The organism is Labrenzia sp. THAF191a (genome assembly GCF_009363335.1).
Lineage (GTDB): Bacteria > Pseudomonadota > Alphaproteobacteria > Rhizobiales > Stappiaceae > Roseibium > Roseibium algicola.
In genome coordinates, this window is sequence record NZ_CP045333.1 from 660864 (window position 1) to 686527 (window position 25664).

27 protein-coding genes and 1 tRNA gene are annotated in these 25664 nt (G+C 59.8%); 9 read left to right on the forward strand and 19 right to left on the reverse strand.

Features of this window, described 5'->3' with window-relative positions; genetic code table 11:
• Positions 1-65: 65 nt before the first annotated feature.
• The 3 genes from FIV05_RS03080 to FIV05_RS03090 are packed head-to-tail and all read right to left on the reverse strand — an operon-like array spanning position 66 to position 2393.
• The gene (locus tag FIV05_RS03080) at positions 66-1232 is read right to left on the reverse strand and encodes a glutathionylspermidine synthase family protein (protein WP_152508635.1); all 1167 of its coding nucleotides are present in this window, start codon (positions 1230-1232) and stop codon (positions 66-68) included.
• Positions 1233-1247: 15 nt separating this feature from the next.
• Positions 1248-1919 (reverse strand): PspA/IM30 family protein, encoded by a 672-nt coding sequence (locus FIV05_RS03085; RefSeq protein WP_152508636.1) that lies wholly within the window; start codon positions 1917-1919, stop codon positions 1248-1250.
• A gap of 33 nt (positions 1920-1952) precedes the next feature.
• The gene (locus FIV05_RS03090; RefSeq protein ID WP_055657282.1) at positions 1953-2393 is read right to left on the reverse strand and encodes a DUF2170 family protein; all 441 of its coding nucleotides are present in this window, start codon (positions 2391-2393) and stop codon (positions 1953-1955) included.
• Positions 2394-2556: 163 nt separating this feature from the next.
• Between FIV05_RS03090 and FIV05_RS03095 the strand changes: the two genes are divergently transcribed.
• From FIV05_RS03095 to FIV05_RS03125, 7 genes are all read left to right on the forward strand, one after another.
• A complete protein-coding gene (locus FIV05_RS03095) occupies positions 2557-3612 on the forward strand; it encodes an ion channel (protein WP_152508637.1) in 1056 nt (351 codons plus the stop codon).
• On the forward strand, positions 3593-4240 hold the full coding sequence (locus tag FIV05_RS03100; RefSeq protein WP_055657279.1) for a DUF2491 family protein: 648 nt from the start codon (positions 3593-3595) through the stop codon (positions 4238-4240). The genes FIV05_RS03095 and FIV05_RS03100 overlap by 20 nt, the downstream gene beginning before the upstream one ends.
• A 20-nt stretch (positions 4241-4260) precedes the next feature.
• On the forward strand, positions 4261-4671 hold the full coding sequence (locus tag FIV05_RS03105; RefSeq protein ID WP_022998926.1) for a DUF350 domain-containing protein: 411 nt from the start codon (positions 4261-4263) through the stop codon (positions 4669-4671).
• A 90-nt stretch (positions 4672-4761) separates the two neighbouring features.
• Complete coding sequence (locus FIV05_RS03110; RefSeq protein ID WP_152508638.1) at positions 4762-5328, forward strand: DUF1190 domain-containing protein; 567 nt, start codon at positions 4762-4764, stop codon at positions 5326-5328.
• A gap of 102 nt (positions 5329-5430) precedes the next feature.
• Positions 5431-6009, forward strand: a complete 579-nt coding sequence (locus FIV05_RS03115; RefSeq protein WP_152508639.1) for a glutathione peroxidase — start codon at positions 5431-5433, stop codon at positions 6007-6009.
• A gap of 322 nt (positions 6010-6331) precedes the next feature.
• Positions 6332-7018 carry a metal-binding protein ZinT gene (locus FIV05_RS03120; RefSeq protein ID WP_152508640.1) on the forward strand — a complete coding sequence of 229 codons (687 nt, stop codon included), beginning with the start codon at positions 6332-6334 and terminating at the stop codon, positions 7016-7018.
• Positions 7019-7226: 208 nt separating this feature from the next.
• Positions 7227-7577: a carboxymuconolactone decarboxylase family protein gene (locus FIV05_RS03125; protein ID WP_152508641.1), complete on the forward strand. Its 351-nt coding sequence runs from the start codon at positions 7227-7229 to the stop codon at positions 7575-7577.
• Positions 7578-7610: 33 nt separating this feature from the next.
• Here FIV05_RS03125 and FIV05_RS03130 read toward each other — a convergent pair whose 3' ends face one another.
• A complete protein-coding gene (locus FIV05_RS03130; RefSeq protein ID WP_152508642.1) occupies positions 7611-8462 on the reverse strand; it encodes a LysR substrate-binding domain-containing protein in 852 nt (283 codons plus the stop codon).
• Between the two features lie 147 nt (positions 8463-8609).
• On the opposite strand from FIV05_RS03130, the gene FIV05_RS03135 reads away from it, so the two are divergent.
• Positions 8610-9530, forward strand: a complete 921-nt coding sequence (locus FIV05_RS03135; RefSeq protein ID WP_152508643.1) for a DMT family transporter — start codon at positions 8610-8612, stop codon at positions 9528-9530.
• 13 nt (positions 9531-9543) lie between these two features.
• Here FIV05_RS03135 and FIV05_RS03140 read toward each other — a convergent pair whose 3' ends face one another.
• The 7 genes from FIV05_RS03140 to FIV05_RS03170 all read right to left on the reverse strand — a co-directional run bounded on the left by FIV05_RS03140 (position 9544) and on the right by FIV05_RS03170 (position 17683).
• Positions 9544-10374: a TolB family protein gene (locus FIV05_RS03140; RefSeq protein ID WP_152508644.1), complete on the reverse strand. Its 831-nt coding sequence runs from the start codon at positions 10372-10374 to the stop codon at positions 9544-9546.
• Positions 10375-10519: 145 nt separating this feature from the next.
• Entirely contained in the window at positions 10520-11548 is a 1029-nt protein-coding gene (locus FIV05_RS03145) for a LacI family DNA-binding transcriptional regulator (RefSeq protein WP_152508645.1), read from the reverse strand.
• Positions 11549-11559: 11 nt separating this feature from the next.
• The gene (locus FIV05_RS03150; RefSeq protein WP_152508646.1) at positions 11560-13041 is read right to left on the reverse strand and encodes a glycerophosphodiester phosphodiesterase family protein; all 1482 of its coding nucleotides are present in this window, start codon (positions 13039-13041) and stop codon (positions 11560-11562) included.
• On the reverse strand, positions 13041-14099 hold the full coding sequence (locus FIV05_RS03155; RefSeq protein ID WP_077290967.1) for an ABC transporter ATP-binding protein: 1059 nt from the start codon (positions 14097-14099) through the stop codon (positions 13041-13043). The genes FIV05_RS03150 and FIV05_RS03155 overlap by 1 nt, the downstream gene beginning before the upstream one ends.
• Positions 14099-14926: a carbohydrate ABC transporter permease gene (locus FIV05_RS03160; RefSeq protein ID WP_022998937.1), complete on the reverse strand. Its 828-nt coding sequence runs from the start codon at positions 14924-14926 to the stop codon at positions 14099-14101. The genes FIV05_RS03155 and FIV05_RS03160 overlap by 1 nt, the downstream gene beginning before the upstream one ends.
• 13 nt (positions 14927-14939) lie before the next feature.
• Positions 14940-16247, reverse strand: coding sequence for a sugar ABC transporter permease (locus FIV05_RS03165; protein WP_152508647.1), 1308 nt, complete (start codon positions 16245-16247; stop codon positions 14940-14942).
• A gap of 65 nt (positions 16248-16312) precedes the next feature.
• Positions 16313-17683 carry an extracellular solute-binding protein gene (locus tag FIV05_RS03170; RefSeq protein WP_152508648.1) on the reverse strand — a complete coding sequence of 457 codons (1371 nt, stop codon included), beginning with the start codon at positions 17681-17683 and terminating at the stop codon, positions 16313-16315.
• A gap of 344 nt (positions 17684-18027) precedes the next feature.
• Here FIV05_RS03170 and FIV05_RS03175 point away from each other — a divergent pair, with 344 nt between their 5' ends.
• Entirely contained in the window at positions 18028-18384 is a 357-nt protein-coding gene (locus FIV05_RS03175; RefSeq protein ID WP_286202260.1) for a hypothetical protein, read from the forward strand.
• 70 nt (positions 18385-18454) lie between these two features.
• Here FIV05_RS03175 and FIV05_RS03180 read toward each other — a convergent pair whose 3' ends face one another.
• From FIV05_RS03180 to FIV05_RS03215, 8 genes are all read right to left on the reverse strand, one after another.
• Positions 18455-20122 carry a hypothetical protein gene (locus FIV05_RS03180; protein WP_152508649.1) on the reverse strand — a complete coding sequence of 556 codons (1668 nt, stop codon included), beginning with the start codon at positions 20120-20122 and terminating at the stop codon, positions 18455-18457.
• Entirely contained in the window at positions 20119-20877 is a 759-nt protein-coding gene (locus tag FIV05_RS03185; protein ID WP_055657259.1) for a glycosyltransferase family 2 protein, read from the reverse strand. The genes FIV05_RS03180 and FIV05_RS03185 overlap by 4 nt, the downstream gene beginning before the upstream one ends.
• Entirely contained in the window at positions 20877-22349 is a 1473-nt protein-coding gene (locus tag FIV05_RS03190; protein ID WP_152508650.1) for a hypothetical protein, read from the reverse strand. Before FIV05_RS03190 ends, FIV05_RS03185 begins: the two co-directional genes overlap by 1 nt.
• Positions 22346-23284, reverse strand: coding sequence for a lysylphosphatidylglycerol synthase domain-containing protein (locus FIV05_RS03195; protein WP_173013756.1), 939 nt, complete (start codon positions 23282-23284; stop codon positions 22346-22348). The genes FIV05_RS03190 and FIV05_RS03195 overlap by 4 nt, the downstream gene beginning before the upstream one ends.
• 10 nt (positions 23285-23294) lie before the next feature.
• Entirely contained in the window at positions 23295-24083 is a 789-nt protein-coding gene (locus tag FIV05_RS03200) for a glycosyltransferase family 2 protein (protein WP_152508652.1), read from the reverse strand.
• Between the two features lie 10 nt (positions 24084-24093).
• The gene (locus tag FIV05_RS03205; protein WP_152508653.1) at positions 24094-24627 is read right to left on the reverse strand and encodes a GtrA family protein; all 534 of its coding nucleotides are present in this window, start codon (positions 24625-24627) and stop codon (positions 24094-24096) included.
• A 382-nt stretch (positions 24628-25009) separates the two neighbouring features.
• Positions 25010-25085: transfer RNA gene (locus FIV05_RS03210), tRNA-Ala, on the reverse strand.
• 151 nt (positions 25086-25236) lie between these two features.
• Positions 25237-25632, reverse strand: a complete 396-nt coding sequence (locus FIV05_RS03215) for a TIGR02300 family protein (RefSeq protein ID WP_152508654.1) — start codon at positions 25630-25632, stop codon at positions 25237-25239.
• Between the last annotated feature and the right edge of the window lie 32 nt (positions 25633-25664).

Sequence of the window (25664 nt, forward strand, 5' to 3'; positions counted from 1 at the left end):
CGCGCCCGGCCGCCGGATCGGTTTCACATCCAACCATACCCCGTCAACCAGCGCGTTTTCGGCAATCAGCTTTCCAGAATGACATGCGGCACAAACCGCGACAGGTCTTGCGTCACAGGTGCCTTGTCCTCGCGCAGGCAGATGCCCGATGCCTGGCCGCCAATGATCCATGAACCGATCATGACGTAGTCGTCGCCGAATTTCGGCGGTTCCGCATAGGCCTGCAGGATGTGACCTTCCGCGCCATAACCGCCGGGTGTGCTGAGTTCTTCGGATCCGAGACCGCGCACCGTGATGTTGGCGCCCTCCCGGCTGAAGAAAGGTTTGCGCACATGCGGGCGCTTCAGGAATGCCTCATCCGCCTCTCCCTCGAAATAGGACGGTAGCAGGTTCGGATGGTCCGGAAACATTTGCCAGAGGAGCGGCAGGATCGCCTTGTTCGACAGAACAGCCTTCCAGGGCGGCTCAAGCAACTGTATCGGCGCGTCTGGCAGATAGGGGCCGTAATCCTCGCGCAGCATGTCTTCGTAGGGATACAGCTTGAACAGGGCGTCGATCACGAAACTGTCGGCGTCGGCAAACCGGCCCTCGCCATCGAGCCCGATCTCTTCCACAGCAACAAAATGCGGTATCAGCCCCGCCTGCCGCGCGCAGTCTTCCAGATAGCGAACGGTTGCACGGTCTTCGTCGTGATCCTTCGATGAGGCGAAGTGGATGTGATAGCCGGGCGCGAACATGGCAGCGAACCGCTCGATCAGGCGATCCTGAACGGAGTTGAACTGATCGCTGTCGGTCGGTAGAACGCCAGCCGCCATCTGCTGCTCCAGCCAGATCCACTGAAAGAAGCCGGTTTCGTAAAGCGCCGTTGGCGTGTCGGCATTGAATTCGAGGAGCTTCGCAGGCCCGCTGCCGTCGTAGAAGAAATCGAAGCGGCCATAAAGCGAGGGCTGCTGCTGTTCCCAGGAATTGCGGATCCAGGAGCGGTATTTTTCCGGGATCGCCATCTTGTCCATGAGACTGTCGTCACGGACAGCCCGATCAACCAGATCGAGGCACATGCCGTAGAGCTCCTGCGAGGGATCCTCCAGGTCGTCCTCGATCTCGCGCAGAGTAAACTGATAGGCGTGGCTCTCGTCCCAGTACGGTGCACCGTACATGGTGTGAAAACCGAAGCCGAGGCGCTCGGCTTCTTCCTTCCACCCCGGTCTTTCAGGAACTGCGATCCGCTTCATGGTGCAGGCGGGACGTCAGAGCTTCGTTAGAAGAGCCTGCACGTCGTTGCGGGCCGGATTCTCCAGGGCCTTGATCTTGGCTTCCAGATCGGCGCCGCTTTCCAGGCGAGCGTCTTCCTCAGCCGCTTCCAGCATGGCCTGCTGTTCCGCCTGGCGCTGTTCCAGGCGTGCGAGGCTGTCGACCGCGCTGGCCAGCCGGCCGTCGGAAGCCGTGGTGTTGGTGGAGGCCGCCTTCTGCGCCTTGATCAACGCTTCGTTGGCCTTTGCGCTTTCCATCTTGCGCTGCAGGGTCTCGATCTTGTTCATCGACTGACGAATGGTGCTGTCCATGCGTTCTTCGGTGGACTTGTACTGATCGAACAGAGCCTGGTCGGCTTCCGCCTTGTCGCGCAGTTTCAGCACGCTCTCGATGATCTCGATGGCCAGCGGCTCGTCGCCCTGTGCCTTGGCATTGCGGGCTGCTTCCGTGCGCCGCTCGATTTCGCTCATCAGTTCGGCGACGGATTTTTCCTTCAGCTTGCGATTGGCCGCCATGCGCGCCTTTTCGTCCTTGGCTGCACCGATCGCCTGTTTTGCTTCGCGGATTTCCTGTTCCAGGATCGTCATCAGGTTGGCATCCTGAACGGATTCCGCGGCATTGTGGGCGTGGCCCTTGAACGCCGTAATCAATTTGCCCCAAACACTCATTTTCAAATGTCCTTCTTCAAATTGGCGGCGGGATCAGGCAGCGGCCTTGGGACCGACGTCGGCGGCCAGCTCCAGAGCGCTGTTGGCGATTGTGCGCAATTCCGTCTCGACCGAATCGAGTGTCGAGCGCACGGACATGGCGCCGAAGAGCTCGTAATATTCGCGTCCGTCGATCATATCGATGGACAGGGCGCAGAGCGGCAGCAGCTTCTTGTGATTGCGCAGCATCATCGCCTCGAAGGAGGCCGGGTCTTCCTGGGCATCGCAAGGCCACAGAACCGTGGACGTCAGGATCTGGGTTTCGCCGACAACCATGAACAGGGTGATTTCACCGGCCGAGTGAAGCTGGACTTCCAGCACGCCGGGCTGATCGGAACTGACCGTGCAGCTGATTTCACCTGCCGCGAAGGAATCCGATTGCTCCAGAGCTTCCTTCAGCTCCGCAAGTGTCCAGGGAGATTGCCGCGTACTCATCCAAAGCCCTCCATTTCAAATCCGGTGCCGGGATCCGGCCTCGAACAAGTAGAAGCCCCGTCTAGCCGTTTCAAGCGATTATTCGGAAAGCTATGCCGAATTGACAATAGGGCAGGCTCTGGTCAGAGTAGCCGGCGACCGAAACAGGGGGCAAATTTCAGCGGTGCCAATCCTGCAACTCATCATTTCTCGGCTCTACCAGCACGTCCTCGAGCTCAAGCTCTGGCTGCTTGCGACGCTGATATGCGCCTATATGGTGATCTCGTGGATCCTGTTTTTCCTGGCTGGTGAAACAGGCCTGACGGGCAATCCGCTGACCTTCATCTATTTTGCCGCGACAACCGCCTCGACGGTCGGTTACGGCGACCTGTCACCGTCGACGGAAGCAGGCCGGATGGTGGCCGCCTTCTGGTTCTTTCCGGGCGCGCTGCTGATTTTCTCGGCCGTCCTGGGCAGGTTGACGGGTGTCCTTGTGGAAGGAGTGAGGCGTATGGCTGACGGCAACGGAAACTATGAGCGCGTGCAGAACGCCACGGTGATTGTCGGCTATCACCGGGACAAGACACCTTTGATGGTGGAGAACCTGGTTGCCGGCCAGGACGGAGACGACAAGATCATTCTGCTTGCGGACTCCAAGAACGTGGAAGTGCCGGAGGGCGTGCGGCTGATCCGGGCCGAACGCATGGACGCCCTGCAGTCGCTGCGCCGTGCGGCCATTCCAGGCGCGCAGAAAGTGCTGGTCTACGCCGGCTCCGATGCGGAAACCTTCAACACCTGCCTTGCCATTCGCGAACTGAACGAGACCGTTCACATTGCGGCCTATTTCGAGGACCGTGACACCGCCCGGCGCGCGGGCAACCTTGCGCAAATCGAACCGGTGGTGTCGAACGCCTGCGAAGCACTGGTACGCGCGGCGCAGGACCCCGGTGCGGGTCAGATCCTGATGGCGCTGTCCACGGCGGGCCTCGGCGCGACCATTTATTCAGCCATCGTCCAAAGCGGTGGCGGCACCGAAACCGACAAACTGGAACAGGCCCTTTCAGGCGCCGAAGGTACGCTGATTGCGGTTTCCCAGCCGGACGATCCGGGTTTCCTGTTCAGACCTTTCCCCAAGACATTGAAGACAGGCGGCTCGATCTATTATCTCGCCAACAAACGTCTCGCGGCGGGCGAGATCACGGCCGGTCTGGGGGGGGCTGATGTTCGGATCACTGTTTAACAAGAAGGACAAAGGCTGGCAGCCGCCGGAAGTTCTCGGTCTGACCATCGGCAGAGGCATTTCCTTCGATCCGATCGCGCTTCGCCTGCTGCCTGCCGACAGTCTGATCGAACATCCCGACACCACGCTGATGATCACCGCCCAGGGGCATTGCGACCTTGGCGAACAATCGCACATGCATCGTTTCTATCCGGACGACGACCGCTTCCTGATCCAGTTTCAGGGCGGCGACGGCAAGAACGACGAGCGGGTCGACGAGATCATGCTGTGGTACTTCTATGACGTGCAGTACCCGACCGGCGACACCGAGTGGAACCGGGTGAAATCCGCGATCCGCCAGACGAGCTTTTCACTGCCGGGCGAAGATCGCGACTACCGTTTCGAGCGGGCCTGGTTCGATACGTCGACTGCGCCGGAAGATCCGATGACCTACTGGGAGGAAGTCTGCGACGACCGCGAAGGCCGCGGAAGGCGCAAGATCTTCCAGACTGCCATGCTTTTTGCCCGCCCCTTGCAGGACGGCCGGGACGAAATGCTGCTCGTCAACATGGAAGAGCCGGAAAATGCGGAACGCAGCGTCGCGTTCATGCTAGGCTTCCCGCTTGAGCGGCACAATTTTTCTGTCTGAACTGAATAGTGGAGACCAATATGGCAGACCTTCAGGCGTCCCTTTCAGGCATCGTTCCTTTTATTGCCTATTTCATTACAGCCATCGTCATGCTGCTGATTTTCATGAAAATCTATACCGTCATGACCCCGCATGACGAAATGGCGTTGATCAAGGAAAACAACGTTGCCGCTTCGGTGGTCTTCAGCGCCGCCTTCCTCGGCTTTTCGTTGCCGCTGGCCAGCGCCGCGGCGAATTCCGTGAGCATCATCGACTTCATCATCTGGGGCATCATCGCCTGTGCCGCACAGCTTGTGGTCTACCAGGTCTTCCGCCGGTTCTTCCCGAAGGTCACGGACCGGATCAAGGGTGGTGAAATGGCAATCAGCACCAATCTCGCCGCTATTTCGCTGACGGTCGGCCTGCTGAACGCCGCCTGCATCACCTACTGACCGAGGCGGTACGGGCCGCCCTGCGCTGATGCCCCGAACCGTATCACGCAAAGCATTTCATCAGACCGTTTGAAGGTCGGGAGAAAATTCATGAAACGCTCCAAGTCGATCAAGCTGGTGGTCATGGCAACGACGACCGTGACCATTGCAGGCTGCTCGGACGAACCGACGCTGGATGGCCGGGTCTACACGACCGAGGCGGAATGTGTCGCCGACAGCTACGTCCCGGACGAGGTTTGTGTCGAGGCAATTACCGCCGGCAAGACAATCCACAAGGCCTCCGGACCACGCTATGACACCGTCAACCTGTGTAACGAGCAACACGGCAACAACGTTTGCGCCTACGACAGTGCCACCGACGGATCTTCCTATTACACGCCGTTTCCGGCAGGTTATTTCCTGGCAGGGGCACTGACCGGTGCCGTTACCAACCAACTGATCCAGAGCAACGTCCGGCCGGTCTATCCGGAACGCGGCAGCAAACGCTACTACACATCCGGCGGCTATTACGTCGGCAGTTATGGCGGCGGCAGCTGGCGTACCTATGACGATGCGGTGAAGACGCCGCCCAAGCCGGCGAAAGTCCAGACAAGGACTTCCGTCGCTTCTCGTGGCGGTTTCGGCAGCCGGTCGAGTTCCGGGTACCGCGGCGGGTAACGGCCTGACGGAAGGCAACCGGCATTCAGGTACTGCGGCACACACGCGGTGATCTGTTGCCAGCCCCGGCGCGTACCATTGCCAAAGCGTGAGGGTGTTGAAATGTACCGGCTTCTTTCTTTCGTCTGGTGTCTGGCGGCAACGTGCCTTTGTGCCGTTGCTCAAGCCAAGGACCTCGAGGCCCAAAGCGAAGCAGCTCAGTCGGCCCATGCCTTCACCTTCGAAATGCCCTATGGCGAACCGATTGCGCTCAAGGATTATGCCGGCAAGGCCATTCTGATCGTCAACACGGCAACGGAATGTGGCTTCAGCGGGCAACTGGCCGGCTTGCAGAAGCTGCATGAAATCTATTCGGACCGCGGCTTGCTTGTGCTCGGGGTTCCGTCCAACGATTTCGGCGGCCAGGAACCGCGCGCCGACGGCGACATCGCAAAGTTCTGCGAAGCCAAGTACGGTGCCGAATTTCCACTGACCGCCAAGACGGTCGTGAAGGGCGAAAAGGCCCATCCTTTTTATCGATGGGCCGCAAGCGAGCTTGGCCCCACGGCACGCCCCTACTGGAACTTCCACAAGTATCTCGTCGGGCCAGACGGCAGCATCCTTGCCTGGTTCCCGACGCCTGTGCCGCCGACCGCGTCGGACGTGACCGCCGCGATCGAGAAGGCCCTGCCCGGATCCTGATCCCCGGAAGCGGTCTACAGCAACTTTTCAAACGAAGCGGACAACGCGCAATCAGGCGTGTACGCCCTCTTGCGGACGGCTGTCCTTCAGAAGGTGCGTCTTCCCGAGAAGATCACCCCGCTCTTTCCCCCTTCTGATTATCTCCCACTCCGCGTCGTGGCTGCTTGTCTGTCTGGCTGGCAGGGCGGCTGGCTGGCTGGCTGGAAAATATAACTTTGACATTGCCTGGCCACGTGGATTGCGCTACGCAATTTTAGTAATGTAATAACATTACGAATCAATTTGATACTTTCCCTTCCCCAATCAGCAGAGGATCAGATCCATGCAATCACGGTTTGGCAGGCTGGCAGGCGCATGTGCGCTCATAGCGTCGCTTCTCGTGGCCGCTCCCATCCAGGCGCAGGAAGCCAAGGGCAACTCGGCTAAACACGACCATTCGCACAAGCATTCACACGATCACTCGAGTGATGCCGAGCGGCAGATCTACAAGGGTTACTTCGAAGACAGCCAGATCCAGCCGCGTCCGCTCACCGATTGGCAAGGCGAATGGCAATCCGTTTATCCATACCTTCAGGATGGAACGCTCGATCCTGTCATGGCCCACAAGGCTGAACACGGCAGCAAGTCGGCTGAAGAGTACAAATCCTACTACGAGACTGGCTATCGCACCGATGTCGACCGGATCGTGATCGGCGCGGACAGCGTGACTTTCCAGACTGAAGACGGCGCCTTCGAAGGTCAGTACATTGCCGACGGCTTCGAAATCCTGAACTACAAAAAAGGCAACCGCGGCGTCCGCTTCATCTTCAGGAAAACCGCAGGTGACGACAACGCCCCGGCCTTCATCCAGTTCAGCGATCACAGGATCGCACCGTCGAAGTCCGATCACTATCATCTTTACTGGGGTGAAGACCGGCAGGAAATCCTCAAGGAACTGACCAACTGGCCGACCTATTATCCGGCGGCGTTGAACGGAGACGAGATCGTCCACGAAATGACGGCTCACTGAGACTGCGCATGAGCTGAAATTGACGATGGGCGCTGTCTGGTCACCAGCATCGGCTCCGCGCCCATCGCTTCGTCCCGGTTCGGGCCGCGTTTGCTGTCCGGGCGCCAAAGTCATCCTCTGCCCGCCAAAGCTTGAGCCACATCAACGCCTGCATTGCGGTCCGCGCCTAGGCTGCCTGACGTGATTTCCGGCAACATGGAGATGATGCATGGCTGTTTCCGACTGGAACGAATTCGTTGCACAAACCGATGAACGCATGGCCGCCGTCCGCAAAGGCATTCCGGAGGTCGCAAAAGGCTTCGGATCCCTGGCGAAAGCCGCGACTGCTCCCGGTGCGCTTGACGCAAAAACCAAGGAACTGATCGCACTGGCCATCGGCATTACCGCACGCTGCGACGGCTGCCTTGCCTATCACGCTCGTGCCGCAGCACGCCTCGGCGCGAACAGGGACGAGATTCTCGAAGTGATCGGCGTCTCTGTCTATTTGGGTGGAGGTCCGTCCATGATCTACGGCGCTGAAGCACTGGCAGCTTTTGACGGACTGAAGGACGACGATTGAACAAAACCTGTCCTGTGCGTTCAGGACATCCGTTCATCTCGTTTTCACCTCCCCTTCCAGGAGGGCTGTTGCCAGGGCTTCACAAGCGCTGGTTTCAGCCCGTTTGCTGCGTACCAGGATGATGTCCAGCGGCTCCAGTGACGGCAGACCTCGATCCTGGTCGACACGTTCCACCGTTGAGGGAACCGCCATCTGCACGACGGCGGCAACGGCAAGGCCCGCCTCGACAAGCGTGACCAGAGCGGAATGGCTGAAGCTGGAATAGGCGGAGCGGTATCGCAGGCCGCTGCGGCCCAGCGCCGTCAGGGTCACTGACCGAGCCTGGCTGCCAGGCTCGTACAGAGCTACGGGGAGCGGGTCACGCTCCAGCGCCTGACCATCGCGGGAGCTGATCCAGACCATCGGCTCCCGGCGGATCAGACGCCCTTCCGTGCCGCCCGTACGCGTAACGATCGCCAGGTCGATCTTGCCCTCATCGACCTGCGGCAGCAGTGCCGTCGACTGGGCACAGACGACATTCAGCTCCACACGTGGAAACAGGCTTGCGAACCGTCGCAAAACATCCGGCAGCATGGCGGCAATGTAATCGTCCGGCGCGCCGATCGTGACCGAGCCTTCCATGTCGGGCCTGCGAAAGGCTTCCACCGCCTCATCATGCAGGCGCAGGATCCGTCTGGCATAACCTTCCAGTTCCTCGCCAGCGCGCGTGAGTGCGAGGTTGCGCGTGTCGCGCACAAACAACGGCTTGCCGATGCGGTCTTCCAGCCGCTGAATCTGCATGGACACGGTGGCAGGTGACTTGTGCACGCGCGCTGCCGCGCGAGAGAAGCTCATCGCATCGACACAGGCGAGAAAGGTTCGCAGAAGAGCGTGATCGAGCTGCATTATTCTTCAGAAATTCCAACAAGTATATTCAGATTATATCGTTTGACCAAACAATGAAAGAGGCCTCAATTAAGAGCCCAACGGCGGAAATGCGTCGATGTTGTATCAGTTTGCGGTGTGCAATCGCCGCCAGTCAGGACACGTCTCATGACCAGACAGATGGAAGGCATGATCGGCCTTATCGCGGCGCAGACCCTGCTCGGTACAATCGGACTGTGTGTTCTGGAAAGCGGTGCGGACCCCGTTACCGTCGCCTTCTATCGATGCGCGATCGGAGGCCTGGCCCTGGCTCTCTACTGCTGGTATCGGGGTGATCTTTCCCGGCTTGCCAGACTGCCGCCGCGCATCCTGGCCATGGCTGTTGTGAGCGGCGTTCTGATGGCAGGCAATTGGGTGTTGTTCTTCGAAGGTATTCAGAGAACCGGCATTGCCGTTGCCACCATCACGTTCCACATCCAGCCGTTTCTCGTGGTGGTTCTGGGCGCCTTCGTCTTTCGGGAAAGGCTACAGGCCGTCACCCTCCTGTGGATCGGTCTCGCGCTGGTCGGCCTTGCACTGGCCACCGGGCTGAGCGGAATGGAACTGACGGCAGACCGGTCCTATCTCCTTGGCCTCGCCGCGACACTGGCGGCCGCATTTCTTTATGCCGGCGTGACGATCATCGCCAAGGGACTGACCGGAATTTCCGCTCCACAACTTGCCACCGTTCAGTTTGCCACCGGCACCTTGATGCTGGCAGCCTTCAGCCCGGCCGGTCCACTGACCCTATCGGCAGACCAATGGGGATGGCTGGCGATCATCGGCCTCGTTCATACAGGCGGTGTTTATGTCGTACTCTACAAGGCCTTGCCGAAACTGACGACGCCGGTCATTGCCGTGCTGCTGTTCCTTTATCCGGCCAGTGCGGTTCTGGTGGATGCTCTTGCCTACGGCCATCTGATCAGCGCACTGCAACTTGCCGGCCTGGGGCTCATCATCCTGTCCAGCCTTGCGGTTACGCTGCGGTGGGGCGTCCGGAGACTGACCACAGCCGCCGATGCACAGCTTGTGCCGCCCGCCTCCCGCTAGCGCACCTGTCCCGTCATGGCTCGTATTTGACATAGGCAAAGCGCCTGCTGTCCGGTGCCCAGGAGGGAACATTGAGCGTTCCCTGGCCGCCGAAGAGTGACCGCAGCATATGTGGAGTACCACCGTCGGCGGACATCAGGCGAAGCTCGACCGGCCGATTGGCCGGGTGTCCCGTCGTGCCAGCCTCAAAGGCAAGATAGGCCACAAACCTGCCGTCGGGCGAAGGATGCGGAAACCAGTTGACCCGCTTATCGCTTGTCATCTGCTGCAAGTCGCTGCCGTCCGGCCTGATGCGCCAGAGCTGAACAGATCCCGATCTTTCACCGTTGAACCAGATCCACTTGCCGTCAGGCGTATAGTCCGGTCCGTCGCAATGGTCGAAGTCACGGGTGACCTGTTTTTCCGCGCCACCGTTCAGGCCAATCGTGAACACCTGGAAGGTGTCGCCGGTTTCCGGCCGTTTGCCGACGTAGGCAAGTGTCTCTCCGTCCGGTGACCAGCCGTGCCAGTAGGATGGTGTCTGCGAAGTTATCCGCCGTGGCGCACCGCCTATTACCGGTAGCGTGTAGATGCAGCTTTCCCCTGTCTCTGTCCCGTCGCTGACCGCCAGCATCGTTCCATCCGGTGACAGCCCGTGGTCATTGTTGAGGGCTTTGGCATAGCCTGTGTCAATCTCGATCAACGCCGGATTGTCGAGCGGGAAGCGGTAGAGCCGGCCACCACCGTTGACAATCAGTGTGGCCCCGTCAGGCGTCCAGTTGGGCGCTTCCAGATGGCGGTCCGTTTCGTACAAAACGGTTTCCGTCCCGGTTTCAATATCGACCGATGCAAGAATGCTTTTCATCATCTGCTCCAGATTTCTTCGGAGCTTGGCACGGGACAGCCCTTCGGAGAAAGGCCGGATATGGCGCCCAACAGCTGACCGGCGCTGCTAATCCAATATGCTGTTGGACAGCAGTTCGATTGGTGCCCCTGCACCAGCGCCTCGCTCAACCGCCGACCTGTCCCCGGGTGGTTGCCCTCTGCACCAGATGTACGTCGCATACCCTGACCTGCTGCGGGAGGTCCGGGTTTTCCAGACGTTGCATCAGCAGGTCGAGCGTCGCCTCACAAAGGTCATGACGGCTCTGGGAGAAGGTGGTCAGGTCGTAAGCCTTCCACGCGGCTTGGGGAATGTCATCGTAGCCGACCACCTGAATGTCCTGTGGCACGCGCAGCCCGTGGATGTGACGCAGGCCGTCAAGAACTCCCAGCGCCAGGTAGTCAGCTGTACAAAAGACACCGTCGACCTCGCTGCGTACCCGGTGGACGAATTCCGCGGCCGCCAGTCCGCCGTCATAGGTCTGTGCGCCCCAGGCGATCCGTATCACCGGCACACCACCGTCATTGGCCGCCTGTTCGAATGCGAGCGCGCGGCCGTTGATGGAGAAAGACGAGCGTTCCGGGGTGACGACCGCCAGCTTTCGGCACCCGCTTGCGATCAGATGTTCATACGCTTTCCGGCCACCGTCCTCGAAGGCGGTCACGACCCGGTCGACCGGTGCTCCCGGGTCACGCTTGTTAACCACCACCAGAGGCACACCGTTTTCAAGACATTCGATGCAGATCTCTTCCGGCGGGGTATCGGACGTGACGATGACCCCGGCGACACTGTATTGCAGCAGGGACCCGATCAGGTCGGCAACATCCGTCGACTTTTCTCCACGCAGCAGGATCGGCCTGAACCCGCATTCCAGCAGCCCCTTGGACAGAAGGTCTATCTGCTCGGAGCGGAACGGATTGTCGAGATCGGCCGCGACGACGCCCACCAGGTCGGACTTCTGCTTGTGCAGCGAGCGGGCCAGCACGTTGACCCGATAACCGAGTTCACGCGCGGCTGCGATCACCTTGTCCCGGGTTTCCTTGGAGACGCTGGCACCGTCGGTGAAGGTTCTGGAAACAGCCGAACGTGACACGCCCGCCAGGCGAGCGACGTCGAAGGAATTGACTGTTTTCTTGTGACCAGGAGCGTCAGGCATGTTTCTTCCGTTTATATGCTTTTACCGAGCATCCGGGCGACGAGAAAGGGCTCATTCACGTTGAAGAGATCCGGCTTCAAGGCCAACAGGCGTTCGATCTCGGCAGGGTCGTTGCCCATGTAGGCGATCATCGCCTTGCGCCCGGCCGCCCTCACCGCCTCAAAGGCCGCCGGACCGGCATTCGTCGCATTGAATTCGACAATCCCGGCACGGAAGGTGGAGAGGCACGTTTCCAGGGACTCGAAATCCTCCACCCGCACCATCAGTTTCGCCTGCGGAAAGGCATCGTGAATGGCCCGCAGTCGCCCGACATCATGGGCCCAGAAGAACACGTCCTCGGCCGCCATCATTCCCAGCACCTTGGACACAGTATGGTGCGGATCCGCCTGTTTCAGCTCGACATAGAGCTTGCCGCCCATTCGCAGTGCCGTTTCCAGAACCGCACAGAGGGGCGGGATGCTTTCTCCTTCGAAAAAGGGATCGAACTTGCGGCCGGCATCCAGCAATGCCAGCGCGGCGCCGGTCTTTTCCGTGATTGCACCACTGCCACTGGTGGTTCGGTCCAGCGTGGCGTCATGATGGACAACAAGCTGCCCGTCCGCCGTTTCCTGGACATCGATCTCGACGTAGTCGAAGCCTGCTGCCCAGGCTGCCTTTGCCGAAGCCAGCGTGTTTTCCGGAGCCACCTTGCAGGCTCCCCGATGGCAGACGATTTCCGGGCTTGTGACGGCAGAACGGGCGAACCTTGCGACCATTTCCGGCTGATCCGAACAGATACCGAGGATCGGCATCTTCACCAGAGCCTCGACCACATCGACACGCTCTTCATGCCAGGTCACGACCGGCAGTCCGCGCTCTCTTGCCCTGGCAAAGAAAGCTTCATCCAGCAAACGGTCCGGCCGTTGCCCCGCGCGCTCCCAGCAGGGATGGACGATTTCGGCGCCGCACTGATCGGCAATCGGGAAAGGATCCGTGCCCACCCCGACCAGGATGGACACGGGATAGGGACAGCCGCCAGCGATCAGTTCGGATGCATAGTCAGGCGTGTTTGCACCAACGATCACCCGCTCGATCCGGTGGGCCAGAAGCTCCGCGATGGCCAGCGAGGCCGCCTCGCCTTCCTTGGCATCCAGATAGATGCCCGCGCCAAGACGGGCTGCAAGCCCGGCAATCTGCGAGAACAGGGGGGCTTCACGGCCAGACTCGGCGGTCAGAGCCTGCAGCCGGGCGGCGGTCACATCGGCAACCTTGAGGTCAAGTCCGCAGACTGCCTTGAGGTCTTCATCGTGAAAGGCAACCGGAACCCTGTCCGCCGTCAGCCGGACATCGACCTCCCACATCTCCGCCCCAAGCTCATGGGCGATTTCATATGCCCGCATCGTGTTGTCGAAGGCATAGGCGCTGGCACCACGGTGGGCGATGGAAAGCGGAACGGGTCTCGGTTCGCCGAGCCAGGCGCGGCCCGGCTTGAATACTTGCAATGCCGTTTCCATCAGAGCCTGCCGCCGTCCGGACCAAAGGCAAGAATGCGGTCTTCCGCAATGCCCCAGGTGACCTCGTCACCCAGCTTGTAATTGCCGCCATGTGGCTGGATCGACCGCAGCACGGCACCGTTTTCCAGGGTAACGTCGTAAAGCTCTTCCCGGCCCTGGATCTCGACGAAGCTGACCTTGCCGGTCACCTTCAGCGGGTGGTCCGGCTGAAAGAACTCCGGACGAATGCCGAGACGCATCGGCGCGCCGTGACCGGGCGCCGCAATACCGGACGGGATCGGCAGTTTGACCTTCGAGTTTGCCAGGCGGAAACCACCCTCTTCCGTTGCCCCGTCGAGAAACGCGATCGGCGGATTGCCGAGGAAGCCTGCGACGAAGTCCGACGAAGGGTTGTCATACATTTCCGAAGGGCTGGACAGTTGGACGATCTCGCCCTTCTTCATGATCGCGATCCGGTCGCACATGGACATGGCTTCGACCTGATCGTGTGTGACAAGCACCGCGGTAATGCCGGTTTCCTGCTGAATGCGCCGGATCTCCGAGCGCATTTCCAGACGCAGTTTCGCATCGAGGTTTGCCAGAGGCTCGTCGAGCAACAGAATGTCGGGCTCACGGACCAGTGCCCGTGCCAGGGCCACGCGCTGCTGCTGTCCACCGGACAGCTGCACGGGGCGGCGCGCCATCAACTCTCCGATCTGGACGAGACTGGCGATCTCCTGGACCTTGCGGTCAATATCGGCCTTGTTCTCGCGGCGCACCTTCAGCGGAAACGCGATATTCTCGTGGACGGTCATGTGCGGGTAGAGCGCATAGTTCTGGAATACGACGCCGACGTTGCGTTGCTGCGAGGGAACGGTCGTGACGTCCCTTTCGCCAAACAGAAGACGGCCACCGTCCATACGGTGAATGCCGCACACGGCAAACAGCGTCGTGGATTTGCCGCAGCCGGAAGGCCCGAGCAGGGCCAGCATCTCGCCGCTGTCGATCGTCAGGGACATGTTGTCGATGACGGTGGTCTCACCAAATTTCTTGGTGAAGTTTTCAAGTGCGATACGCATCAGCCTTTCGTGCCTCCGCCGTAGATGTTCATGAGTTTGCGGTTGAAAACCACGTAGATGAAAATGACCGGAAGGGCGTAGAACAGCCCGATGGACTTGAAGAGGTTGAAGTCCGGCTTGCGGTCGTCCGCGATGATGTTCTGGAGATAGGTCGCCAGCACCTGCGACGCGCCACTGGGCGCCAGAACCTGCGGCAGGATGAATTCCTTCCAGGCTTCCAGGAAGGAGAACAGCGCCAGAGCAGCGATGCCGGGCTGCACCTGGGGCAGAACCAGTTTCCACCACACGGTGAAGCGGCTGGCGCCGTCGGTGATGCCCGCCATTTCGATTTCCCAGGGCACGGTGTCGTAAAAGCCCTTCATGATCCAGATGCCGAGCGGCAGCTCCAGAGCCGTCTTCACCAGGATCACGCCGATCAGCGTGTTGTAGAGGCCGCTCATCTGCAGCATCAGGAAGATGGCGATGATCAGGGTCACCGTCGGGAAGGCGTGCAGGGTCAGGACGCCGCCAAGGAAGAACTTGCGGAACGGCATGTTCAATCGGGACAGAGCGTAGCCTGCCGTCAGCGACACCATCACCACGATCAGGCTGGTGGAACCGGCAAACAGGAAGGTGTTGGCCGTGACCGGCCAGATGCTTGCCCGTCCGGTTTCAGGTGTTTCGAACAGGAATTTCCAGTGTTCGAGGGTGAAGCTGTCCGGCAGGAGTGAACCTGCCGTGGTGTCGGTGAATGTGTCCACCACCAGGTAGAAATACATTAGCACCAGTGGCAGCGACAGGATGCTGAGCAGCACCAGGACAGGCCAGACGCGGAAGTTGGGTCTCATGTCCGTCTCTCCCCTATTGCTCGATACGCGGCTTGGCCACGAGTTCGTTGAAATTGAAGAGGCGCAGATAGATCAGCGATGCGGCAATGCCGATGACGACCAGGACCATCGCCAGCGCAGCCCCGAGACCGTATTGCAGAACTCCGCCATAGTTGTTCAGCGCGGTGTGGAAGGTGTAGAGCGCCCACACTTCGGTTGCCTTGCCCGGTCCGCCGTCCGTCGACAGGTAGATGTAGTCGAAGGAGGTCAGCAACGAGAGCGTCTGATAGGCGGTGGTGAACAGGATCGGCCATCTGAGCTGCGGCAGAATGATGTAGCGGATCTGCTGGAGGCGATTGGCGCCATCCACTTCGCTTGCATGCAGCATGGTTTCGGGAATTGCCTTGATGGCGCTGGAAAACAGGATCATGCCGAGCGACGCCCCGACGAAACCGTTGATGAGGATGACAACCACCCAGGCATTGATGTCCGAATGCAGCATCCAGTTTCGCGGCGGCACGCCGAAATGGGCCAGAAAGCTGGACAGGAAACCGGTGTCCCAGGCCATCCACTTCCACATCATCACGTAGATGACAGGCGGCAGGATGCGCGGCAGGAACCATATCGTCCGGAATGTGGTTGCGGCCGCGGCCGGCAGATAGAAGGTCGTCACAGCCAGGAAGAGACCGAAGCCGATGTTGAAGGACAGCGTCAGCGATACGTAGATCAGCGTGTTGCCGGCAGCCCGGAGCGAAGACGGCAGCGAGGCGATCAGGCTGTAGTTTTCCGTCGTCCAGACCCAGCCGGTATAGGCGGTCCTGGCAAGCTGGTCGGTTTCGCTTTCCGGAAGGCCGAGCCCCAGCTCGCCAATGCCCGTCATGAAAGCTTCTTTTGTTTCGAACCGCGTGTTGAGGATCGAGCGCTTGAAGAGATCGGCGGCTTTCTTCAGATCGCGTGTCGAGCGCGGGCGTTCCTTCAGGCGCTTCAGTTCGCGCTCCAGGTCACGCCGGCCGGCAAAACTCTTGCCGGACAAACTGGCTTCGATCTCCTGCGCGAAAGCCTTGCCGTATTCGGCTTCGACGGCTGCGATACCGGCCGCGTCGATCTTGTAGGTGTCCTCGGCCAGACGATCTGCCGTGGCTTCTGGAAACCCCTGGTCCTTGAGCATCCGGATCGTGCGTTCCGTAACCTCATAGGCACCGCCGGAAGAAATGCCGGTACCGGAACTCATGCTGGTGAAGGAAAACATCATTGTCAGCGCCACCGGCGCCAGAAACAGAAACACAATGATGAAGAGCGCAGGGGCCATGAACCCCAGCCCGAGCAGGTGCGCGCGTCGCATCTTGTCCCCTTGAAATGTAAGCCGGGCGGCGGACCGCCCGGCAAGGCAGATGGAGGATGGATGGCTTAGCGGACGATCAGGTCGTCGCCGAGCACGGCCGTCATTTCCGCTTCCACTTCGGCAACTGCGTCAGCCGGAGACTTCGTGCCGGTCCAGGCTGTTTCCAGACCCTTGAACATGATCTCCGAGAACTTGCCGTAGTTCGGGTTGTTCGGCTGTGCATTGGCGTGCGGCAGCAGGCGACGGGTCGCTTCGGCCGCCCAACGGTCGTTGGCGTAAAGCTCGATGTTGGACTGCTCCCGGGCGATGCCCAGGTGTGCAGACTTGATCGCATGCAGCGTGTTGATGCGCGGTTCGGACGCGATCTTGATCAGCTGTGCGGCGATCTCGATATCGTCTTCATCGTCCTGCTTGGTGAGCAGATAGGCCAGCGGATGGGTGATGGTGTTGGCCTGGCCGTTTTCATTGCCTGCCGGAATGAGCGAGAACTGGATGTTGGCGAAGAAATCGTCAAGGCCTTCCTTGCCGGTGTAGCGCGCATAGTGCCAGGTGCCGCCGTGCCACAGGGCCGCCTTGCCGGATGCCACTTCCGCGTACCACTGGTCCCACTCGGTGCCGATGTGGTTCTTGCGGGTCACCTTCGCGTCGACAGCGTCCACGAAGAACTGGTAGAAATCGGTCATCGCCTGTTTGTCCAGGATCAGTTTACCGGTTTCGCTGTCCATCAGTTCGCCGCCGAAGGACTGGTAGAACTGGGCATAATCCGGACCGTTGGAAACGCGCGGATAAAAGCCGTAGCCTTCTTCGACGATTTCCATGTCGACGGCTTTCTTGGCGTCTTCCAGTACGTTCTGGAGCGTGTATTCGCCAGCTTCGACCCTGGCCGGAAGCGCGTCGATCTCTTCATCGGTGTAACCGATCTTCTTCATAGTTTCGCGCCAGAAGAAGAACGGACGACTTTCGGCATCCTGCGGCAGACCGTAGACGACGCCGTTGTAGGTCGTGATATCGAGCAGGTTTTCGTAGATGTTGTTGATCGGCCAGGTGTCCATGTCGACATAATCCTCGACAGGAACGATCAGGCCGGACTGGCTCCAGGGAGCGATATCCAGGTGGCTGGTCACAACAATATTCGGGGCGCTGCCGGCTTCAGCGGCCAGGGTCACGGCCTGCTTGAATTCCTCCCAACCGGCAAAGTCACGCTTCTTTTCGACAGTGATGTTCAGGTCTTCACCAGCAATCGCATATTCGCGGGACAGGATGTCAGCTGCCATCTCGATAGCATCGAGACGGTAGACGTCGCTGTCATTGGAACCGCCTGCCCAGACGGTGATGGTGAGGTCTTTTGCCAGGGCGTCTCCGGCAAAAGCCGCGGTGGTGAGAGCCAGGACGGCAGCCGCTGTGGACTGGCGCAGTTTGGAAACGAGAATGCTCATCGTATTTCGCCTGCTGTCTGTGTTGCGACACCTCCCTCCCGGAAGTGCCATGTGGAAAGAATAAACATGTTTTGCACACGTGTGCAAAGCGGGTTCTAGCGGGCGGGTATTACGGGCATGTGACAGCGTTGCGAATTTCAGGTGCCGCACAATGTGACGACCCTGGCTTCATCTTGATCATAAAAGCCGATCACGACGGCGAGACGACAGACGGAGGGGCGCTTTACTCGGCCTTGATGATTTTTGGATATAGCAAAACCCCGAACAACAATTTTCATGACCTTCCGGGTTCTGAGAAGCCGGACCAGCGGGGAGTTGAACCCATAAAGCGCCTTGTTATCGATTTGGACGGAACCCTGACCCTGGCAGACACTTCCGACTACAGGAACGTCTCACCGAACCTGCCCCTCATCGAGAAGCTGCGGGAGTACAAGGAACAGGGCTTCGAGATCGTGATCCAGACCGCACGCAACATGCGGACTCATGAAAACAATGTCGGCAAGATCACGGCGCACACGGTGCCGATCATCATCGAGTGGCTGCAAAAGCACGACATTCCCTATGACGAGATCTTCGTCGGCAAGCCATGGTGCGGACATGAAGGATTTTATGTAGACGACCGCGCCATCCGGCCGGACGAGTTCGTCCGCATGTCAAAATCGGAGATCGACACCCTGCTCGACAACGCACCGAAAAACTGACGTCAAAACAGGCTTCGCAGCCGGCTGACCGCGAAGCCTGTCTATCTTTGCGCCGGCCGATTTATCGGTGTTACAGGTTCTGACCGTCCTGACCTTTCTTTCGGTAGACGGTCCAGGAAGGGCTGCTGGCGGCTTCTTCGTAGTGCTCCTGCACATACGGCCGGTAGATTTCCCAAAGCGCTTCTCCGGACGGGTCGCCATGACCGAGGATCACGAACTCCGCATCGGAGAAGAACTCTTCTTCCGGCTGATGGATCTCATTGGAGAAGGTTCTGCCATTGTGGAACCAGATCGGCACCCTGGCGGGTGAAGGCTTGTTGAGAAGGGCCGGAAACGGATTGGCGAAGTTGAGAGCCAGTACAGGCCCGGCATCCGGATCTGCAGCCCCGACTTCCTGCAGCAGGCTGAAACCATCCAGCATCCTGTTGTAGTCGACGGTTACTTCCTCATCAGGCTGTTCCAGCCAGCGCGGATGCAGCACGAAGCCTGCCTGCCCGGTATTGGCCAGCCGTTCGTCTGCCGGATACTGCCGGCTTTGCAGGAATTGCGCGACCATGGCGCCGCCATCACGAGCCGGATAGATGAGGGCGATTGCAATGGTGAGGACCGACAGGATCTTCAGCGTCAGGGCCTTCGACTGTCTTTCGACGGAGACCGCCGCTGTATCCCCCTTGCGGAATAGACCTGCCCACTGTGCGGCGATGATCGGAAGCATTGCATAGACCGGGCTTTCCGACAGCCAATGGTTCTGCATGAGAATGACGCAGGCCATGGCAGCGGCGACCAGGATCAGGACGACAGGTGTGAAGCGTTTGGGTTCAGCACTGTTTTCGCACAGCAGGAGATAAAGCACAGCGCTGCCGATGGCCCAGACCGCAGCCTCCCCAAGCTGGGTAATCAGCTTGATGATGCGCCAGGTTTCCTTGGCAAATCCGGAGACGGTCTTGATGTCCGCGAGGTTCGCGGTGACCTGGCCCGTCACCAGCTCTGCGGCCGCAAGCGACGCCGCAAGGCCGATCAAGACCACAACTGCATGCTTGATCGAGACGTTCCGGAACACCGTTGCCGCGACCAGCAAGCCCACGAGGGCAGCGCCGAATGTGACCTTGATCAGAAAGACGACGGCAATCGAAAAGCCCAGCAGCAAAGCCTCCGGCACGCCCCTGCGCCCCGGAGGACAGCAAAAGGCCACGGTAACGACAGCTGCAAGGGCCGCCGCCCAACGGTTATAGGGGGCAAGCCAGCTCATGCTGGTCTGGGCAAAGATCATGTCCGGTTCGCGCGGTGTCACGACTGTCGCGACCGCCACCAGCAGAACGAGGCCAAGCGTGCCGAAACTCACCTGTCTCGTCAGAGTGAGAACCGCCAGAACGAAGGTTCCCAGTCCGAATATGGCACTTGCCAGGGGAACCGAAGTCGCATCCTGCGGGCGCAGCTCGACCGCTATCCGGAAAACCCAGTCATAGACCGGTCCGATCGGACTGAAATAATCGACGCTGGAGGCCTGACCATAGGCAGATTTGTTTGCCGTATCGAAGGCGGTCCAAAGATCGTGCAGGTAACGTTCGTGATCAAAGAACAGGTGCGGCAGCGTCGCGCTGACGGCAATCAGCACACCCGCGGCCAACAGGCCAAGCAAGCCGATAAAGCCGGAGGCATGGTCCTTTCGCAAATACCAGACTGCGACAAGTACCGGAAACAGCAGGATGGCAAAGGCATAAGTCGAAAGGGCAATCATTTGGCAATCGTCCACTTTGCTGCGGAAGGCGGCGGTGAGGCAATGAATGCCTCCAGTTGCTCCGGCGTACCGAGCATTCCGACATCCTCGAACGCCAGCTGACTGATGGAGACAGCCGCCCCGTCCGCGATGATCTGGTTGTACATCGGCGCGATGTAGCGCTCGCCCTTCTCCTCGCCGCTGTTGCGGAAGAAGCGGGCATAGACGTCCCGGTAGCGGGCGACGCTGTCGAACCAGTAAAGGCCGACGGTCGCATGATCGGAAATGCGCTCCTTTTCGCGAAGCTCCACCACACGTCCATCCGCATCGGTGCGTGCGAAGGACCAGCCGTTACCCGGTCCGGGAAAACACGGCACATGCCCGGCACAAACCGCCGGGTCTGCCGGCTTCATCGCACCCGGCGCCACGTAGGTGTCGATGTTGAAGATGGCGAGTGGCTGGTTTTCCGAAGCCGTGGCAACCAGTTCCAGAGCCGTTGTCGCCTGGCCGTCGGTGAGTTCGTCAAGCTCGACGATGCCGTCAACCTGAATGCCGAGCGCCTTGCAGCGGGCTGTCAGAAAATCGGGCGCGTTCAATCCGCTGCGCACGGCAAAGCAGAACGACCAGCCCGCCTCGCGGTAGGCCTCCATCGAGAGCATGGACCAGTCGAACAGGGGCCGGCCGAGCGCCTCGATTTCATACTTCGGACGGTCGTAGCCCGCCTTGGTGAAACGGCTGCCCATCCCGGCCATCGTAATCGCTACTACGCCGCTCATCAGCTGGCCTTTCTCTGCCGTTTCTGTCCGCTTTCAAGCTGATCGAGGATCGAGGCCGCGATCAGCGCAAAGCCGACGAGTTTGTCGGGGTGGTCGGTGTGAAGCGGCAGCATCGACAGGAACAGCGAAAGTTCGACCGCACGCACATGGGCGATGTCGAAGCCTTCCGCCTCCAGCCTGTCGCAGAAGTGCCGCTCGGCCCAATCCGCGGGAGGCGCGATCGCCCAGTCGAGTTCCAACCGCAGTTCCTTGTTCAGATACACGCGGAACAGCCCGTTGTTGACATAGTCATAGCAGCCCAGAATGGAGTGACTAATCTTGGCGACATCATAAAGCGGATGCATCATCGCATCGTCCGCGGACAACGCTCCACGCGGATCGATCAGCCGCATCAGCCCGATCCGCCTGTCGAACAGGACGTTGGAAAAGCACGGATCGCCGTGGGAAAACACCAGCTGATCCGTCGTGCCGACCGCCTTTCGAATGAAGGGCCGTGCCTGCTCCAGCATGTCGGGCAATCCACCGCGCGGACCGGCTTTTTCCAGAATCTGGTTGGTCTGTCTGCCGCGCTCCGTCTCCAGGAACCCCGCAAGCCGCTTGTCCAGTTTTTCCAGGATCTGGGTTTCGGCCCGTGCCCGGTCTTTCTTTCCCGGCGTTCTGGCGTTCAGGTAGTTGAAGATCTGATCGAGCAGGACCTTGAAATCACCTTCCGTGAACGAGTGATGCACCCATTGCAACGCCGCATCCGGGATCGCCAGATGCTCCATCTGGTAGCCGGCCTTCTTGCCGTCTTCCCAGAACCCGAACGTGGGCAGCAGGAAACGTTGCAGTTCAGGCGGTGCGGCATGGAAGAAGCCGTGCTCGGCACGCATTTTTGCAATGTCGGTGGACTGCTTGTGAAAGACGTTGTCTTCCGAACGGGCGGAATTGAAATGCCGGAGTTCTGTCGCACCGGACAGAAACAGCATCAGGTTGCGCGGCTCGCGGATATCGATGAAGCGGGCGTGGTCCGTGATGATCTCCGTACGATCGCGCAACGACAGCAGCAGGAGACGGCGGGCCTCAGGCGTTTCCGCGCATAGAAGCGACGCGGCTTCGGCATGGAACAGAACGGCGACGGCCTCATCATTGATGACCGGGCTGGCGAGCATGGTCTTCAAGGCGTATCCGGCCTTGCGCACCAGCACCGAAAAGCCTTCCGGATCGAGCGGCGGCAGACAGAGCGGCACGCGCAGATAGATTGCGGCGTCGCCCCGGTCGCGGATGCGGTCTGCAAGCTCGACACCGCTTTCAGGCGACATCAGGTGTTCCACCGTTTCCGCACCGGCCTCCAGGGACATGGCCGTCAGCTCCTTCGCCAGTGTCTGGCGGCGGCGCATGATGTCGGAGAACCGGACTTCGCCAAGCGCGGCCCGCACGCTTTCTGCCGGTGGATCCCGGTCGTCTAGGATTACGGAAAGTGCTTTCGTCATAAGGCACCGGTCCTGTTCTGGGCACGTAGCGGCTCGTTGCGCACTCGCGGAAGATAGATCCACATGGCAAGCGGCCAGACCAGCGCAAGGGACAGAAGACACAGGCTGCTCCAGGCTCCGATGGCGCCCTGGAAACTGGCAACTGGCCCCTCGAACACCCGCTCGGCCAGAAGCACGATCCCGCTGGTTTCGACAAAATTGGCGGAGGTGTATGCCAGCACAGTCGCCGCCAATGCTTCCAGGCCCCAGATGACCATGGACATGACCAGCAGCACCGGTCCCTGTACGCGGAAAAGATCGGCCCCTCGTGTCGTGATCTGACGCAATCCGTCCAGCTGACCCAGGTGCCGCAAGGAATTCGGGTTCCGGTGGTTCAGAACCACATAATGTTGCACGGCCCGCAGGATGCCGGGGCCAAGCACGAAGACGACAAGGCCCGCCAGCACTGCAAGGCTGGTGACGGCCAGAAGGACCATAGGCCCGGTGGCCAGCGGACCGTGGTAGGCATAAACGACGACGAGCAGGACGAGGATCATCAACCCGTCGAAAAACCGCTCCAGAAGGATGATGATCAGCGCGCCGGGAAAGCTTTTGCCCAGATACCAGAGCTGGTGCAGCCTCAGGATCTCACCAAGCTTGAAGGGAATGACGAGGGCGCCCTGGCTGGTCACCAGATGCAGCAGCGCGCTGGAGCGCCCGGAAATGCCGAGCAGCCGCGAAGCCATGATCGCAAGACGAACAGCGCGCACACAATGCGAGCCGAGATAGATGCCGCCTGCAACAAGGAGCGCCTGCCACGGCTTGCCCGCAAGCTCACCCAACCCCTGCTCGGCCAGCCACCAGATCGCGAGACCGAACGGCAGGAACAGGACCGCGTAATGCAGGGCGAGGCCGGCCGGCAACCTGGCCTGCCGCAAGCGTGGAGATGTCCGCACAAACCCCACCTCAGGCAATCCGCGTCGAGGGATAGGCGGCGCGCGGTGTCTGCCGGTGATCGGTCGCAAAGAAAGCGGTCGGCTTGAACAGACGGAAGCTGACAATGCGCAGAAGCTGGAAGCCCATCTTGCTCAGCTTCGCATTGGATATCTGGTCGTCTTCGCGCCAGGTGAGCGGAAAGAACCCCAGTCGGAACCGGTTCCGGACAACACCCAGGATCAGGTAATAGTTGAAGGTCAGGTCGTCGGCATATTTCAGGTGAAAGCCGGACTTGAAGGCCTCTACCTTGAACAGGTTCAGTCCGGAGCCGAGGTCGAAGAGACGCCGGCCGCTGATTGCCGAAAAGATCAGGTTGAAGGTGTGGTTGGCCGCCGTGCGCAGCAAGGAATAGCCCTCCAGCTTGGAGCCTTTCATGAAGCGTGCGCCCATCAGAAAGTCGAGATCCTTGTGACGGCCGGCCGCGATATGCGGCACCAGATCGGCAATCGCACCCTGATCGTCACCATGCAGCACCACTAGATAGTCGTAGCCGTTCACCATCGCGAAATTGATCGCGACCTTGTGCGAACCGCCGAGACCGTAATTGTCGTCGTTGTGCAGCAAGGCCGTTTCGGCATATCCGAGTTTCGCCAACCCCGCCTGTGCCGCCTCGCGCGTGCCGTCCGTCGACCGGTTGTCGACACACAGGACACCATCAACGACAGCCTGAACCTCCGGTGCCTCCAGTTGCTTCAGCACACGCGGGATCTGCGCTTCGCAATTGTAGCAGGGAATGAAAACGAGAACCCGGCCGGTCATGAAGGCCACCTCAATCTGACTTGCGGTGTTCGAGCAGAAACCGCATGAAAAAGAAATTCGCGACAAGGGTGAATGGTGTAACCAGCATCTTGGCCGTGACCCCGCACAAGGTCACTGGCTTCAGTCCCAAACCGGCAACGAAGGCAGTGCCGTCAACTGTGACCAGCAACGACATCAAGGCCCAGCTCAACCCGGCCGTCAGAGCCGAGGCGGCGGTCACCGCGACAACCTGCCAGATCCAGTAGAGTGCCAGGAGCACTGTCGTCGACCTGTTGCCGGCCTTCTCGAAGATGTGCTTGCCGGCAACGAAGAAAACGAAGGTCACGCCGCAGAAGGCACCGATGAAGTTTGCCCAGAACACGGGCAGCCCACTCTGCGTGAGCGTTGCCATGGTCAGGAAATCCAGGCACCAGCCTATGCCGGAGATCAGGGCAAATCCCGAGAAGCGCTTTGCAATCGCATTGTAACGGTTCAAGGAAGACGACCCTGACTTTTGTTTGCCGTCGCGTTCCACGACGATAGATGCGCTCCCGGCGTCCTTCATGAAGCCACCGTCAGCAACCGCTGGAAAGACGGTCGATCCATATGCTGAAATTGCGCTCGGCCGGCATCGGAAAAACCTGTTCACATCCTGAAAACAAAGAAGCCGTTTCCGTCGAACTGTCTGACCGAAACGACCTTATCTCATGCCGGGAAACACTAGCGGTGAATTGTTTCAATGCCGTTAATCGGCGAATCTGACAATGGGTCTGGATATGTGGAAGGTGTCCGTGCCAACAACCGCTGGGATGCGATGCAAGGGTTCGGGAACGGCTTCCCGGTGGCGGCAGAACGGTCAATCGGCGACAGCTCGCGGCAATGCCAACCCGCACACAGCCCACTGCCTGTTCGGCTCAAAATGCAAATTTTTCGAGGAAAGAAAGGAATGGTGGAGCCAAGGGGAATCGAACCCCTGACCTCTACAATGCCATTGTAGCGCTCTCCCAACTGAGCTATGGCCCCATGTTCCATATGAGAGCCGGTTTGGGTGCCGGCGTCGATGGAGGCGGGTTATAGTCACACCTCCACACAAGATCAAGCAGAAAATATCAGGATCTTTTCTGCCACTTGTGGAAAAGCCCGGACAGACTGAAAAGCCTGTCCGGACAATAGCTTAGCGATCCGGATCTTCGTCGATTTCGACGCGGATGCCCGGAACGGATTCTTCGTCTTCGTCTTCATCGTCGATAAAGACGTCGTCGTCGTCACTATTTTCGTCGTCGTCGAGATCGACGTCCGTATCTTCCAGATCCGGCACATCGTCGTCGCCGCCTTCCGCTTCCGCATCGGCCTCTTCCAAGGTCACGATTTCCGGAGCTGCGACATCGTCTTCTTCTTCATCGTCTTCCGGCGTCTCTTCGACCTTCGCAGCCTTCGCGGCACGGGAGGTCATGACCGCCTCGAACACCGTGCCGCATTTCGGGCAGGTGACCGGGTTCCGGTTGAGATCGTAGTATTTGGCGCCGCAGCTCGGGCAGAGCCGCTTTGTGCCAAGTTCAGGTTTTGCCACTGTGCTCACCCTTCTTCGTTATGCAATCGACT

What these genes read in the sequence shown, in the direction of transcription:
- FIV05_RS03080 (WP_152508635.1), bottom strand. Translation starts at nt 1,232, where the DNA reads ATGAAGCGGATCGCAGTTCCTGAAAGACCGGGGTGGAAGGAAGAAGCC.
- FIV05_RS03085 (WP_152508636.1), bottom strand. Translation starts at nt 1,919, where the DNA reads ATGAGTGTTTGGGGCAAATTGATTACGGCGTTCAAGGGCCACGCCCAC.
- FIV05_RS03090 (WP_055657282.1), bottom strand. Translation starts at nt 2,393, where the DNA reads ATGAGTACGCGGCAATCTCCCTGGACACTTGCGGAGCTGAAGGAAGCT.
- FIV05_RS03100 (WP_055657279.1), top strand. Translation starts at nt 3,593, where the DNA reads ATGTTCGGATCACTGTTTAACAAGAAGGACAAAGGCTGGCAGCCGCCG.
- FIV05_RS03105 (WP_022998926.1), top strand. Translation starts at nt 4,261, where the DNA reads ATGGCAGACCTTCAGGCGTCCCTTTCAGGCATCGTTCCTTTTATTGCC.
- FIV05_RS03110 (WP_152508638.1), top strand. Translation starts at nt 4,762, where the DNA reads ATGAAACGCTCCAAGTCGATCAAGCTGGTGGTCATGGCAACGACGACC.
- FIV05_RS03115 (WP_152508639.1), top strand. Translation starts at nt 5,431, where the DNA reads ATGTACCGGCTTCTTTCTTTCGTCTGGTGTCTGGCGGCAACGTGCCTT.
- FIV05_RS03120 (WP_152508640.1), top strand. Translation starts at nt 6,332, where the DNA reads ATGCAATCACGGTTTGGCAGGCTGGCAGGCGCATGTGCGCTCATAGCG.
- FIV05_RS03125 (WP_152508641.1), top strand. Translation starts at nt 7,227, where the DNA reads ATGGCTGTTTCCGACTGGAACGAATTCGTTGCACAAACCGATGAACGC.
- FIV05_RS03130 (WP_152508642.1), bottom strand. Translation starts at nt 8,462, where the DNA reads ATGCAGCTCGATCACGCTCTTCTGCGAACCTTTCTCGCCTGTGTCGAT.
- FIV05_RS03135 (WP_152508643.1), top strand. Translation starts at nt 8,610, where the DNA reads ATGACCAGACAGATGGAAGGCATGATCGGCCTTATCGCGGCGCAGACC.
- FIV05_RS03140 (WP_152508644.1), bottom strand. Translation starts at nt 10,374, where the DNA reads ATGAAAAGCATTCTTGCATCGGTCGATATTGAAACCGGGACGGAAACC.
- FIV05_RS03145 (WP_152508645.1), bottom strand. Translation starts at nt 11,548, where the DNA reads ATGCCTGACGCTCCTGGTCACAAGAAAACAGTCAATTCCTTCGACGTC.
- FIV05_RS03150 (WP_152508646.1), bottom strand. Translation starts at nt 13,041, where the DNA reads ATGGAAACGGCATTGCAAGTATTCAAGCCGGGCCGCGCCTGGCTCGGC.
- FIV05_RS03155 (WP_077290967.1), bottom strand. Translation starts at nt 14,099, where the DNA reads ATGCGTATCGCACTTGAAAACTTCACCAAGAAATTTGGTGAGACCACC.
- FIV05_RS03160 (WP_022998937.1), bottom strand. Translation starts at nt 14,926, where the DNA reads ATGAGACCCAACTTCCGCGTCTGGCCTGTCCTGGTGCTGCTCAGCATC.
- FIV05_RS03165 (WP_152508647.1), bottom strand. Translation starts at nt 16,247, where the DNA reads ATGCGACGCGCGCACCTGCTCGGGCTGGGGTTCATGGCCCCTGCGCTC.
- FIV05_RS03170 (WP_152508648.1), bottom strand. Translation starts at nt 17,683, where the DNA reads ATGAGCATTCTCGTTTCCAAACTGCGCCAGTCCACAGCGGCTGCCGTC.
- FIV05_RS03180 (WP_152508649.1), bottom strand. Translation starts at nt 20,122, where the DNA reads ATGATTGCCCTTTCGACTTATGCCTTTGCCATCCTGCTGTTTCCGGTA.
- FIV05_RS03185 (WP_055657259.1), bottom strand. Translation starts at nt 20,877, where the DNA reads ATGAGCGGCGTAGTAGCGATTACGATGGCCGGGATGGGCAGCCGTTTC.
- FIV05_RS03190 (WP_152508650.1), bottom strand. Translation starts at nt 22,349, where the DNA reads ATGACGAAAGCACTTTCCGTAATCCTAGACGACCGGGATCCACCGGCA.
- FIV05_RS03200 (WP_152508652.1), bottom strand. Translation starts at nt 24,083, where the DNA reads ATGACCGGCCGGGTTCTCGTTTTCATTCCCTGCTACAATTGCGAAGCG.
- FIV05_RS03205 (WP_152508653.1), bottom strand. Translation starts at nt 24,627, where the DNA reads ATGAAGGACGCCGGGAGCGCATCTATCGTCGTGGAACGCGACGGCAAA.